Raw genomic sequence first — 13,274 nt, forward strand, 5'->3', positions numbered from 1 at the left:
TGTGCTCTGCTATGAGTGAATTGGAGTTAATAGATGTAAACGGTTTTCTGTTTTGTAGGACTATTATGCACAATAAATTACCTAATCTTACTCAATCAACTTTTGTTCAACCTAAAATATTTAATGATTTAGTGACATTATACCAATGCTATTGGCAAACGCACTGCCACTTACCAAAGTCCTTTAAGTTTACCACCGGCGAAGCGATTTTAACCGAACTTACAGGGGCAATTCGTTTTGCGGTATTGTCTAATATCGTCGACCGAGATAACCCCCAAGAATGCCAATCCGCCGTCAAACAGTTACAACTTATTCGCGCCTCGTTAGATGTGATTAAAGGGCTATTGTGTGTAGGTTGGAAAATGAAAATGATATCACACGGTGCTTTTGCTTTATTCAACCAATCCATCGATAACATCCAAAAGCAGACCACTGGTTGGCAACATTGGTTTATGGCGCAGATGAATGATGAGGATTTAAGCTAAGGCTAAATCTAAAACAAAATTAAAAAAGCGCATTAATTTAAACGTTTTTATTTCACAAAAAAAACACCTTATTTACTCACAAAAATCGGTCAGAAAAGGTATTGATTTTATTAAAGTTTTTCTGGCTGTTTTTTTTAACAAAAACCGCCTAATAAAAACACAACACCCCATCCCAAAAACGATGGTTATGTTATTTGTCTTATTCCGGCGTCAGAATGTGCCGACAACAGAGCGAGGTTAGCACGCCAAACAGGGATGTTTGGCGAGTTTGTGCTGCGTCTGGAACGACAAATTTGTCTGGAACAAATTTGAACATCTGAGCAAAGCGAAGATGGCCTCGCAGAGGCGAGTATCAGGATGATACGAGTAATCATAGCCGGTGCGTTAAGACTGAGCGGCGGCGTCGGGTAGCCGCAGGCCACATTCTGCAGCCAAAGCGTGGGTTGTCAGGGAATTCGCTTTAATTCCCTGACTCGGACGTGGTCACGATAGCTATTTTGTTCACTATAGGTCAAAACGTCCGAAACTTGCGTACCCAATTTATTCTATCCACCAAAACAAAAAAGTCCTGATTTTTCGCTAAAAATCGGTCAGGAAAGATATTGATTTTATTAAATTTTTTTCTGGATGTTTTTTTAACAAAAACTGCCTTACAAAAACACAATATCACTTCCCTTGATTTGTCAAAAACAATTGAAGAGATGGATTTTGTGTTTCATTATGAAAACCATAACCCAGTTCGGTCAAATGTTCATCAAATTCACTATTACTATTTTCACTAATTTCAAACGCGGCAAGCACTCGACCATAATCGGTGCCATGGCTACGATAATGGAACATTGAAATATTCCAATTAGTGCCTAATGTTTGTAAAAATTTAAGCAAAGCTCCTTGTGATTCTGGGAATTCAAAGCTGTACACTTGCTCTTGTAGTGGTTTGCAAGGTTTGCCGCCAATCATGTAGCGTACATGCAGTTTTGCCATTTCGTCTTCGGTTAGATCGACAACTGGGTAACCTGCAGCAGTAAGCTCTTGCATGATGTCATCTTTTTCGTTGCTTTGTGCTATTTTGATACCGACAAAGATGTAAGCAGACTTTTCGTCATGATAGCGGTAATTAAATTCAGTCACTGAGCGCCCACCAAGAAGTTGGCAGAATTTTAAGAAGCTACCTTTCTTTTCTGGGATTGTGACGGCTAAGAGTGCTTCGCGTTTTTCGCCAAGTTCGCAACGTTCTGATACATAGCGTAAGTTGTGGAAATTTAAGTTCGCTCCCGATAATATGTGAGCAAGGTTTTCGCCACTGATGTTGTGCTGTTCTACGTATTTTTTTAGCCCTGCTAGTGCAACAGCGCCAGATGGTTCGGCGATTGCACGGACGTCGTCAAACAGGTCTTTTACTGCGGCGCAAATTTCGTCGCTATCGACGGTAATAATATCATCAATATATTGTTGGCAAAGTCTGAATGTTTCATCGCCAATTCTTTTGACAGCCACGCCTTCGGCAAAGAGTCCGACACGCTCTAAATCAACAGGATGACCTGCATCTAATGCGGCTTTTAAGCAAGCGGAGTCTTTAGGTTCGACTGCAATAACTTTAATTGATGGCATGATTTGTTTAATTAATACTGCAACACCCGCAGCAAGGCCACCCCCGCCCACGGGTACAAAAATACGATCAAGTTTGGCGTTTTGTTGTAATAATTCCATGGCAATACTACCTTGCCCAGCAATTACCAGTGGGTGATCAAACGGTGGAATAAAGATACGTTTTTGCTCTTTAGCCAGTTCCATCGCTTTAGCTTTGGCTTCGTCAAAGTTTGCGCCGTAAAGGAGCACTTTCCCACCAAAGCTTTTGACTGCTTCAACTTTGATATCGGCAGTTGTTAGTGGCATAACGATTAAAGAACTGATGCCTAATTTTGTGGCCGAAAAAGCCACTCCTTGCGCATGGTTGCCAGCCGATGCGGCAATAACGCCACATTTGCGTTCTTCTTCACTTAAGCTGGCTATCATGGCTTGTGCACCACGGATTTTGAAACTGTGGACGAGTTGACGGTCTTCGCGCTTGACAAAAATTTGGTTGTTTAATCGTGTTGAGATTTTTTCCATTTTTTCAAGCGGGGTGACTTCGGCCACGTCGTATACGGCACTGCAGAGTGTTGCTTTTAAGTAATCAGCACCAGTGAGCTTGTTATTTTGTTGTTTCACGTTAACCACCTAGTTTGCTTTTATCACGAACGGCACCTTTATCTGCACTTGTTGCTAAACTTGCGTAAGCTTTTAGTGCATAAGAGACATAGCGATCGCGATTATGAGGGGTAAAGGCTTTGTCGCCACGGGCAAGTTCGGCTACGCGGCGGCGTTCAAGTTCGTCTTCTGGGACTTTTAACGATAATTTGCGATTTGGAATATCAATATCAATAATATCACCATCGCGCACAAGGCCGATTACGCCACCATTTGCAGCTTCAGGCGAGATATGGCCAATAGATAAACCCGAAGATCCACCCGAAAACCTGCCATCGGTGATCAGAGCGCAGGCTTTGCCAAGCCCCATTGATTTTAGGTAGCTTGTTGGGTAGAGCATTTCTTGCATACCGGGGCCGCCTTTTGGACCTTCGTAAATAATGACAACTACATCGCCAGCTACCACTTTGCCTCCTAAGATGGCATCAACAGCATCTTCTTGGCTTTCAAATACTTTGGCAGGTCCTTGGAAAATTAAATTTTCAGCAGCAACGCCTGCGGTTTTAACTATTGCGCCATCTTGTGCAACATTGCCATAGAGCGTTGCAAGCCCGCCGTCTTGACTATAGGCGTGAGCTTTATCGCGAATACAACCATTTACACGGTCATCGTCAAGTGAATCCCAATAGCAATCTTGCGAGAACGCTTTGGTAGTGCGAATGCCTGCAGGCCCACTGCGATACATTTTTTTGACCGCTTCGTCGTTGGTTTGGTTGATGTCGTATTGGGCAAAAGTTTCTTGTAATGATAAGCCTAGTACGTTATGAACGTTACGGTTGAGTAGGCCGGCTTTGTCTAATTCAGACATGATTGAGACAACCCCACCTGCGCGGTGTACATCTTCCATATGGTATTGGGCTGTACTTGGTGCCACTTTGCATAGGTGTGGAACTTTGCGTGATAATCTGTCGATATCTGACATGGTGAAGTCGATTTCGCCTTCTTGGGCTGTTGCTAGCAGATGTAAAACAGTGTTGGTCGATCCCCCCATGGCGATATCTAATGACATGGCGTTTTCATAAGCGGCTTTGGTTGCGATAGCGCGCGGTAGATAAGATTCATCATCATGCTCGTAATAGCGTTTGGTAATTTCAACAATACGTTTTGCTGCTTGTAAAAAGAGTTGTTCACGTTGTTTGTGGGTAGCAACTAATGATCCATTGCCCGGCAGTGAAAGCCCTAATGCTTCGGTTAAGCAGTTCATGGAATTGGCGGTAAACATGCCAGAGCAAGATCCACAAGTAGGGCAAGCGGATTCTTCAATCGCTTTGCTATCTTCGTCACTAACATTTGGGTTGGCACTTTGGATCATGGCATCGACCAGATCTAATTTAATAATTTGATCGGAAAGTTTGGTTTTGCCCGCTTCCATTGGGCCACCAGATACAAATATGGTTGGAATATTTAAACGAAGTGAAGCCATTAACATGCCGGGGGTGATTTTGTCGCAGTTTGAGATGCAGATCATAGCATCAGCACAATGCGCATTAACCATATATTCAACAGAATCTGCAATGAGTTCACGTGATGGTAATGAGTACAGCATTCCACCATGCCCCATGGCGATGCCGTCATCAACGGCGATAGTGTTAAATTCTTTGGCAATACCACCTGATGCTTCAATTTGTTTGGCGACAAGTTGACCAATGTCTTTTAGATGGACATGCCCAGGTACGAATTGGGTAAATGAATTGACCACCGCAATGATGGGTTTACCAAAGTCTTCATTTTTGACGCCAGTTGCACGCCATAATGCACGAGCTCCAGCCATATTTCGACCTTCTACTGACGTTGCTGAACGATATTTAGGCATTTCTTGCTCCCAAGTTTTTATTATGTAAACGATTTAGTTTTGTCTCGAAAAAGTTAATTCGATGTTTAAAACAAATCCCCACTAAGCTAGTTAGTGGGGGGATTTTTTTATTTAACTGGATCTAACCAACCATATTTATCTTCGGTTTTACCATTAAATAAGCCAAAGAATGTTTGTTGAATTTGTTTGGTGATTGGACCACAGCGACCAATGCCAATTTGGATACGGTCAACACTACGTACTGGTGTGATTTCGGCCGCAGTGCCTGTCATAAAGACTTCGTCAGCTAAATAAAGTGATTCACGAGACAGTGTTTGTTCGCGTACTTCAATGCCAATGTCACGCGCTAGCGTTAATACTGCATCACGTGTGATGCCCGGTAGCGCAGAAGATGAAAGAACTGGCGTGTATAAGATACCGTCTTTGATGATAAATAGGTTTTCGCCAGCACCTTCAGATAGGTGACCATGTACATCTAACGCAATACCTTCTTGGAAACCATTGGCCCGTGCTTCAGAACCAATTAATAGTGATGATAAATAGTTACCACCTGCTTTAGCCGCTGCAGGAATGGTGTTGGATGCAACACGGTGCCATGATGAAACCATTGCATCAATACCTTGGTCTAAGGCCTCTTCGCCTAGATAAGCACCCCATGGGAATGCGGCAATCATGACATCGGTTTGATAACCAGCAGGTGGATTTACCCCCATGCCAACATCACCAACAAAAACTAATGGACGGATATAAGCACTTTTTAAATTATTTTTTTTGATAGTTTGTCGAGTCGCTTCCATGATCTCTTCAAGCGAATAAGGTACAGGAAAACGATAAATCTTGGCTGAGTTTAATAATCGTTGAGCATGTTCTTTGTGGCGAAAAATAGCCGGCCCGTTGTGTGTGTCATAACAACGGACACCTTCAAATACCGATGTGCCATAATGTAAGGCGTGTGACATGACGTGTACTTTGGCATCTGCCCATGGAACCATTTCGCCATTAAACCAAATATAATCCGATTTTGCTGTAGAACCCATTTTTGTTTTCCTCTTAATTTTTATTTGATAAGCATCTATTTTGCTTTAATTATTTTTTTAACTTTTTATTAAATAATAAGTTGTTTTTAATTTTTTATTATTCAATCACAATGACATCTTCTAATTTTGCGACTTGATTTTGTAATGTTGAAAGCGTTCTTTCGGTGGTTAATTTTAGTGTCATTATCAATGTGTTGTTTTCGATTGTTTGCATTTGCATTGATTTGATATTCCCACCACGATGACGGATTACGCGTAATATTCGTTCTAGCGTTCCTAAATTATCATGCGCTTTTATAGTCAATTGATATTGCGTTTGTTCATTCATTATTTACTCCTTACCACTTTTATCTAGCATGTTTTCATTGGCAGCGCCGGGTGGTACTAGTGGCCATACGTTTTCTAATTCGTCTATGCAGACATGTAACAGGTAAGGGCCCGTTGAGTTAAATAGGTTATCAAGCGCTGTGTCAATTTGTGACTTTTTGCTAATGCTTTGCCCCGGTATGTCAAACGCTTTGGCTAACATTAAAAAATCAGGGTTATCAGATAGGTTTGTTTCGCTGTATCTTTCGTTAAAAAATAGCTCTTGCCATTGGCGAACCATGCCTAGTCGTTGGTTATCAATTAATACTATTTTTATTGGGAGTTGTTTGCGTTTGATGGTGGTTAATTCTTGAACGTTCATCATAAAAGAACCATCGCCCGATATGCAAATAACGCAGTCATTTGGTCTTGCCATTTGCGCACCAACAGCGGCAGGTAAACCAAATCCCATAGTACCAAGCCCACTTGATGTGATGAAGTTTTGTGGATGAGTAAAGCGCATATGCTGGGCTGTCCACATTTGGTGCTGTCCAACATCGGTTGTGATAATGGTGTCGGTCGATTTACGTTCCGATAGGTTTTTTAATAATGCTGGCGCATAGATAGCCTCGCCCGGGTGATCGTAACGGGTTGGATGCAATGCTTTTAATTCATTAATTCTTTGGTGCCATGCGTTTATTGATACGGTTTGGTTTAGAAGCGGTAAGACTTGCTTTATGTCTCCTTGCAATCCTAAATGGGTTTGGCGTAATTTGTTGATTTCGGCTTGGTCGATATCAATGTGTAATACTTTTGCATGTCGTGCAAATTCGTTAAGGTTGCCTGTTACTCTGTCATCAAAGCGTACCCCTAGGGCGATTAATAAATCGCATTCTTGTACCGCTAAATTGGCCGCTTTGGCACCATGCATACCAATTAATCCTAAATAGTAGGGGTTATTAAGGTCAGCCACACCAAGCCCTTTTAGTGTTGATACACTTGGGATGTGTGTTAATGCCATGAAGTTTCTCAGTTCAGCTATTGCACCAGAAAGCCCAACACCACCACCAATGTAAAGTATTGGTTTTTGGGATTGGGCGATCATTTGTTTGGCTTGGTTTATATCATCAGGCAGGATTGGATATAATTGGGTGTTATCTTGAGTTATTTTTGATAAGGATGGCGATAAATAATGTTGGTAGTCTAAATTCGCAAGCTGTATATCTTTGGGCACATCAATCAATATTGGTCCCGGCCTGCCAGCATTGGCTAAGTTAAATGCTTGCTCTAAGATGTTGGGCAAGTCTTTGGCATCGTCAATTAAGTAGCTGTGTTTGGTGCAAGCCAATGATAATCCTAATACGTCCACTTCTTGAAAAGCGTCAGTTCCAATAAGTTTTGTCGGGACTTGGCCTGTTATAGCAACAATTGGTACTGAATCAATTAAGGCATCGGCAAGACCTGTAATGATATTAGTTGCACCAGGACCTGATGTGGCAATACAAACGCCGGTTTTTCCGGTTGCACGGGCATAACCAATAGCCGCCATAGCTGCGCCTTGTTCATGTCGACATAGCACATGCTCGATGCCGCTATCATAAAGCGCATCGTACAGAGGCATAATTTGTCCACCGGGATATCCAAAAACGGTGGTAACGCCTTTTTCCTTTAAGGTTTTTACTATCCACTGTGTTCCTAACATTGATACCTCACTTGTTCCTTTTTGCCCATTCATTGTTCATAAAAAAACCCCCGCTTTTTGGAGCGGGGGTTTTTGAGTTATGTATGAACATATTTTTAATTCAAAAACGCCCCCGCGTTGGAATAATGACCACGCTGACAATAATGTTGATGAGGACGATTTTGAGTGAAAATTTCATAATGTTATTATATGGTTAAATTTTTTGTTATTTTTAAAAATTATTGTTAACAAAATACTCGTTTTAAAAAAAAGTGCAACAGTTTTTTGTCGTTTTTATTATGTGGTATAAATAATCTGTCGAAAAATTTCAAGAAAACTTTTGTTTTAATATAAAAAGTTCAAATTTTAAGGGTTGTTTTGGTGTTTTTACTGATTTAGTATATAAATAGTGAACATAAGTAATATTCAGAAATATTAAATATCTAAAACGTTAAAAAGAGATATCAATATGAAAATATTGCAACTAAGTGTTTTTGTTTTTTTTAATCTACTTTTAATAAGTTGCGATAATGTTAAGAATTCTTCGCAAAATGTGTCTTCTACGGACTCGAAAAATATCGATCTTAACGATGCTCAAAATTCAGTGATTGAACCAATAAAAAAAGCGTTACCAATTGATATTGATGAGCTTACTACATTAGTGGGTATATCAAGAGATCATGATACGATTAATTATACCTATAGTGTTAAAAATACACCAGAACAAGCGCTATTATTGCCAAGTACTATTGATACTATTCGTAAAAAACTACTCAAAGCGTATTGCAATAATAGTGATGAAATGAAAGAGCTAAAAAAAGATTTTTCTGATGGTGTTAACTATCACTACGATATTAATAATCAAGAAATTATAATAATTGAATTAAAATCAACAGATTGCAAGAATAATTAGCCATTTTTGAAATTTACGATCACTAGCTTAGTTAATTTTAATTTGCTACACTAAATCAGATAAAAAATTATGCAATATACATGGCTTTGATACGACTAATTTCACCGATCTCACCAAGCCCAATCAAAGTCTCCTTTAATGAATTTTATTCTTGATTTTTAATTTATTTAAAAATTAGGAGGATGTTACCAAGTAGCTGAATTCAGTTCTAAAAACAAAAGTCCCAACCTTAAGTCATATAATTTATTAAATTTATTAATTATTTTTAATATTGATATAAGTGCACATAGGAAATTGTGAGTATTAATCGATTTTATTTAAATCATATGGAATTAGCATGAAAATATAGATTAACTTAGGAGCAAATTATGCGTAAACAAATCTATAATCCACTTACAAAATATCATCATGACAAGTTTCCAAAACAAAAACAAGTTGCACCTGCTTTACAGTGCGAAATGAATCCAATTCCTGATTGTGGTGAAAAGAGTTATCAAGGTCACGGTCGCTTAGAAGGGCGTAAAATGCTCGTTACTGGCGGTGATTCTGGGATTGGGCGTGCAGCAGCGATTGCTTATGCTAAAGAGGGTGCCGATGTGGCAATCAATTATCTTCCTTTTGAGCAAAAAGATGCTGAAGAGGTTGCTAAAGTTATTGAAGCCGCAGGGCGTAAAGCCGTTTTAATTCCCGGTGATTTAAGTGATGAGGCTTTTTGTAAAAAATTAGTTGATGAAGCACACCATAAATTAGGTGGATTAGATAATTTGACATTGGTTGCAGGTAAGCAAACTGCAGTTGAAGATATTATGGAGCTTACCACCGAGCAAATTAAAAAAACTTTTGAAGTGAATGTGTTTTCACTTTTTTGGGTTACTAAAGCGGCTTTAGGGTATTTAAAACCGGGTTCAACCATCATTACAACATCCTCTGTTCAGGCTTATCAACCTAGTGGTAATTTATTAGATTATGCTGCAACTAAAACAGCTATTATCGCGTTTACTCGTGGCTTAGCTAAACAATTAGCGCCAAAGGGCATTCGTGTAAACAGTGTGGCACCAGGTCCAGTTTGGACACCACTACAAATCTGTGGAGGTCAGCCAAGTGATGTTATCCCGGAATTTGGTAAACAAACTCCACTACAAAGAGCTGGACAACCGGTTGAGCTTGCTGGTGTTTATGTGCACTTAGCGTCAGAAGAATCAAGCTATACAACTGGCGAAACCTATGGTGTTACAGGTGGTATGCATATTAACTAATTAATATCTGTTAGCGCAAAATGGCTTGTCTAAGTTATTTTGCTAACAGTGCTAGATTTGATTAATTTATTTTAAATAAACGGACTATGATAACTTGATTCATTGTAGTCACATATAAAATAGAAAACCAAAAGGATAATAAAATGAAACTTTTTAAAGTGATCTCTTTAGCTGTATTGGGACTTTTTTTAGTTAATTGTGATAATTCAAAATCAACAGCTAATGATATGAAACAAAAAGCGCAACAAACAGGTTCAGAAATTAGCGATAAGGCCAATCAAAAGGGATCAGATGTTAGCGAAAAAGCCAAACAAATGGTTTCGGATCTTAGCGATCAAGCTAAGCAAACAAGCGCTGCCGTTAGTGATAAAGCCAAAGATTTGTATGAGCAAACAAAATCGGAAAGCGAAGAAATTATGAATAAGCTAAAAGATGGCAATTATAGTGTAGCTCAAGATTTGGTGGTTAAAGCAATTAAAACAAAACTACCTGTAGTTGTCGATCAAAACACGACGCTAGTTGATGTGTCAAAAGGTAATAATGTTATTGATTATAAATATACAGTAAAAGATACAACTAAAGATGCGTTACAAACCGAAAGCAATCAAAAAAGTGTACGCACTAATTTGCTTGGGCTTTATTGTAGTAATAATGCCAATATGAATACACAAAGGTTAGTATTCCCTGAAGGCGCTAGTCATAGTTACTATATTAACAACGAAAAAGTCTTGACGTTAGATGTAAAACCAAGTGATTGTGGTGCTAACCAATAATGGTTGATTAATGACAAGAATGTTTAATTTATTTGGTAGTAAAAGGGCTCTATTTGAGCCCTTTTTTATTGGCATGAGTTACATTATGGTTGGGCTTTCTTCTAGTATGTCTGACCAGTTGGTTATTAAATTTGCTAGGATTTTGATGCCTTGTTCTATTTTTTCCTCTGGTACTGTGACAAAAGCAAGTCGCATACAATTAGTTCGAATAGCATTGGCAAAAAAAGTTTCACCGGGTACAAAAGCGACTTTATGTTGAATGGCTTCGCTGAGTAGTTCAGTTGCATTAATATTTTTGGGTAATTCAATCCAAATAAACATGCCACCTTCAGGTTTGTTCCAAGTAACTGTGGTAGGCATGTATTTTTGTAATGCCTTTAGCATTGCTTGGCAACGGTGACCATATAATTTACGGATAGTAGGGATATGGTTATCAAGAAAACCATCTTTTATCACATGGTAAGCAATACGTTGAGTTAGGCTTGGTGTATGTAGATCTGCTGCTTGTTTTAGTTGTACTAATTTGTTGATTAATTTTTCATTGGCTACGATATATCCAAGGCGTAGTCCAGGCGCTAAAATTTTTGAGAAAGATCCCAAATAGATGGTGTTTTCTGGGGCTAGTTTATATAAGCTTGGTAAGCGGTGACCTTGATAATCTAACTCCCCATAAGGATCATCTTCAACCAATGTGAGGTTGTTACGAATTGCCTTTTCTGCTAATTGTTGTCGTCGCTCTAATGATAAACGACGTCCAGTAGGGTTTTGAAAGTTAGGAATAATATACATAAAATTGGCATCGGACGCAGTTTTGTCGTTAAGTTTTTCTGGAATAATGCCTTTTTCATCGCTTTCTAGAGAAATATACTCGGGTTCATATTGAGTAAAAGATTGTAATCCACCTAAATAGGTTGGGGTTTCAACTAGGACTTTACTTCCTTTGTCTATCAATGCTTTACCAATAAGATCTAAAGCTTGTTGAGAACCTGTTACAATTAAAACTTGATTAGGTTTAACGTTGGTGTGATCGCGACGAGATAAATATTCAGCTAACCAGATGCGTAAGGGGGCATACCCTTCGGTTGGACCATATTGCAAAGAGCCACTCATTTCGTCCGCAGTAATAATGTGGTTAAAGGCATCTTTTATTTCTTGGATCGGAAAGGTATTTGGCGAAGGCAGGCCTCCAGCAAATGAAATTACATCAGGTTGTTCGGTAATTTTTAAAATCTCACGAATAGCGGAGCTTTTCAATGCTATAGCTCGGTTAGATAGTTTCCACAACATAAATACACACCTTAATTTTTGTTGATAGTTAGTTTTATTAGTTCATCACTATATCTTGACCAATAATGCTTTTGTTTAAAATGATTTGGATATTGACAATATAATATGGCATATTTAATTTGTCATTAAAACAAATTAAGCAATTTAAGAGTGTTTGTGGTAATTAATGTGACTCGCATAAAAAAACAGGGCAATTGCCCTGTTTGTGTGTCATTTTATTCTAGTTCTTTGCCTTTTGTTTCTGGTATTAAAAAGACAAATGCAGCAGCCGATAATAAATAAGCGGCAGACAGTAAAGCTAATGCGTAGCTAATTGAGTAAACGGTGGCTAAATAAGCAATTAGTACTTGCGATATACCAGCAATGCCTCGACCGACATTGAAAATAATATTTTCAGCACTTGAACGGGCATCTGTTGGGTAATGTTCAGCAAGTAGCGCGCCATATCCACCCATCATGCCATTCACAAAGAAGCCAATTACTGAGCCAAAGATAATTAATATAAACATATCGGTTTGATGAAAATAGAACCAAATTGAAACGGCCGAGATGAATAAAAAGAAGATATAAGAAGGGCGACGACCAAACTTATCACATAACCAACCAAAAATTAGAATTCCTAATGACATACCTATAGTGGTTGAAATAGTCCAAAACATGGTATTTTTAAATGGTAATTTGAGCTCAGTTGCAATCATATTTGGCATCCAAACCATAAGTCCATAAAAACCGAAGTTTTGTACTGCACAAGCGATGGTTAATCCTATTGTGGTTGCTATGGTTCTTGGGTTTTTAAATAATTTGCCAACGGCTATTTTGTTTTTGTTTTGGTCTTTTAGATTTTGCCATATTTCTGGTTCTTTTAGACCTTTACGTGTCCAAGCGACAAATAGCGCAGGTAGCACGCCCATGGCAAAAGCCCAGCGCCAACCATGAATTTCACCAATAAAATTGACGGTTAGTGCGGCTAAAATGATACCGACTTGAAAGCCTAATGCAACAATAGATGTTGCTCTTGAGCGTTTATTTTTAGGCCAGCTTTCAGAAACTAAAGTCATGCCAATTCCAAATTCACCACCTAGGCCAAGACCACTTAAAAAGCGAAATATTAAAAAGCACTCGTAATTAGGTGAGATTGCACATAATCCAGTAAAAAGGGAGAATATCAAAATAGTCCATGAAAAGACTCTTACTCGACCATATTTATCTGCGAGTACACCAAATAAAATGCCACCTAATACGGCACCAAGTAAAGTTACTGATGTTAAAGTGCCTAAATCTGTTTTTGTTAGGTTGAAGCTGACTGAAATTAGACTAAAACAAACACCTAAAATCATCATATCCATGCCATCTAGTGCGTAACCAACAGTTGATGCAAATAGGGTTCTTTTTTGATATGGAGTTGTTTGTTTGCTTTCACTTTCTGCTTGCAGGGCTGCATTTGCTTCAGTTTTCATGTACACCTCTAGTTAG

Annotated in this window: 11 protein-coding genes; 4 read left to right on the forward strand and 7 right to left on the reverse strand. The window is 38.8% G+C overall.

All coding sequences use genetic code 11. The features are described from left to right. The first annotated feature begins 65 nt into the window (after positions 1 to 65). A complete protein-coding gene (locus tag GQ598_RS04590; protein WP_160402556.1) occupies positions 66 to 485 on the forward strand; it encodes a hypothetical protein in 420 nt (139 codons plus the stop codon). A 666-nt stretch (positions 486 to 1,151) separates the two neighbouring features. On the opposite strand, the gene ilvA is transcribed toward GQ598_RS04590, so the two are convergent. The 5 genes from ilvA to ilvG form a co-directional block, all read right to left on the reverse strand. Next, the gene (gene ilvA, locus GQ598_RS04595) at positions 1,152 to 2,696 is read right to left on the reverse strand and encodes a threonine ammonia-lyase, biosynthetic (protein WP_370516527.1); all 1,545 of its coding nucleotides are present in this window, start codon (positions 2,694 to 2,696) and stop codon (positions 1,152 to 1,154) included. A gap of 1 nt (position 2,697) precedes the next feature. Beyond that, on the reverse strand, positions 2,698 to 4,548 hold the full coding sequence (gene ilvD / locus GQ598_RS04600; protein WP_160402558.1) for a dihydroxy-acid dehydratase: 1,851 nt from the start codon (positions 4,546 to 4,548) through the stop codon (positions 2,698 to 2,700). 107 nt (positions 4,549 to 4,655) lie between these two features. Further along, positions 4,656 to 5,585, reverse strand: coding sequence for a branched-chain amino acid transaminase (locus tag GQ598_RS04605; protein WP_160402559.1), 930 nt, complete (start codon positions 5,583 to 5,585; stop codon positions 4,656 to 4,658). Between the two features lie 97 nt (positions 5,586 to 5,682). After that, positions 5,683 to 5,913, reverse strand: coding sequence for an acetolactate synthase 2 small subunit (ilvM, locus tag GQ598_RS04610; RefSeq protein ID WP_160402560.1), 231 nt, complete (start codon positions 5,911 to 5,913; stop codon positions 5,683 to 5,685). Positions 5,914 to 5,916: 3 nt separating this feature from the next. After that, the gene (gene ilvG, locus GQ598_RS04615) at positions 5,917 to 7,593 is read right to left on the reverse strand and encodes an acetolactate synthase 2 catalytic subunit (protein WP_160402561.1); all 1,677 of its coding nucleotides are present in this window, start codon (positions 7,591 to 7,593) and stop codon (positions 5,917 to 5,919) included. A 532-nt stretch (positions 7,594 to 8,125) separates the two neighbouring features. Between ilvG and GQ598_RS04620 the strand changes: the two genes are divergently transcribed. The 3 genes from GQ598_RS04620 to GQ598_RS04630 all read left to right on the forward strand — a co-directional run bounded on the left by GQ598_RS04620 (position 8,126) and on the right by GQ598_RS04630 (position 10,514). Beyond that, positions 8,126 to 8,485 carry a hypothetical protein gene (locus tag GQ598_RS04620; protein WP_160402562.1) on the forward strand — a complete coding sequence of 120 codons (360 nt, stop codon included), beginning with the start codon at positions 8,126 to 8,128 and terminating at the stop codon, positions 8,483 to 8,485. A 368-nt stretch (positions 8,486 to 8,853) separates the two neighbouring features. Next, positions 8,854 to 9,741, forward strand: a complete 888-nt coding sequence (locus GQ598_RS04625; RefSeq protein WP_160402563.1) for an SDR family oxidoreductase — start codon at positions 8,854 to 8,856, stop codon at positions 9,739 to 9,741. A gap of 143 nt (positions 9,742 to 9,884) precedes the next feature. Next, positions 9,885 to 10,514, forward strand: a complete 630-nt coding sequence (locus tag GQ598_RS04630) for a YtxH domain-containing protein (RefSeq protein WP_160402564.1) — start codon at positions 9,885 to 9,887, stop codon at positions 10,512 to 10,514. Positions 10,515 to 10,592: 78 nt separating this feature from the next. Here the strand turns inward: GQ598_RS04630 and GQ598_RS04635 are convergent, their stop codons facing one another. Both GQ598_RS04635 and GQ598_RS04640 read right to left on the reverse strand, forming a co-directional pair. Beyond that, a complete protein-coding gene (locus tag GQ598_RS04635; protein WP_160402565.1) occupies positions 10,593 to 11,801 on the reverse strand; it encodes a PLP-dependent aminotransferase family protein in 1,209 nt (402 codons plus the stop codon). Positions 11,802 to 12,016: 215 nt separating this feature from the next. Continuing rightward, positions 12,017 to 13,258, reverse strand: coding sequence for an MFS transporter (locus tag GQ598_RS04640; protein WP_160402566.1), 1,242 nt, complete (start codon positions 13,256 to 13,258; stop codon positions 12,017 to 12,019). Positions 13,259 to 13,274 lie beyond the last annotated feature (16 nt).

The organism is Gilliamella sp. Pas-s95 (assembly GCF_009795795.1).
GTDB classification, from domain to species: Bacteria; Pseudomonadota; Gammaproteobacteria; order Enterobacterales; family Orbaceae; genus Gilliamella; species Gilliamella bombicola.

Coding starts and splice junctions, on each gene's coding strand:
- GQ598_RS04590 (WP_160402556.1), top strand. CDS start 66: ATGCACAATAAATTACCTAATCTTACTCAATCAACTTTTGTTCAACCT.
- GQ598_RS04605 (WP_160402559.1), bottom strand. CDS start 5,585: ATGGGTTCTACAGCAAAATCGGATTATATTTGGTTTAATGGCGAAATG.
- ilvD (WP_160402558.1), bottom strand. CDS start 4,548: ATGCCTAAATATCGTTCAGCAACGTCAGTAGAAGGTCGAAATATGGCT.
- GQ598_RS04625 (WP_160402563.1), top strand. CDS start 8,854: ATGCGTAAACAAATCTATAATCCACTTACAAAATATCATCATGACAAG.
- GQ598_RS04630 (WP_160402564.1), top strand. CDS start 9,885: ATGAAACTTTTTAAAGTGATCTCTTTAGCTGTATTGGGACTTTTTTTA.
- GQ598_RS04640 (WP_160402566.1), bottom strand. CDS start 13,258: ATGAAAACTGAAGCAAATGCAGCCCTGCAAGCAGAAAGTGAAAGCAAA.
- ilvG (WP_160402561.1), bottom strand. CDS start 7,593: ATGTTAGGAACACAGTGGATAGTAAAAACCTTAAAGGAAAAAGGCGTT.
- ilvM (WP_160402560.1), bottom strand. CDS start 5,913: ATGAATGAACAAACGCAATATCAATTGACTATAAAAGCGCATGATAAT.
- GQ598_RS04635 (WP_160402565.1), bottom strand. CDS start 11,801: ATGTTGTGGAAACTATCTAACCGAGCTATAGCATTGAAAAGCTCCGCT.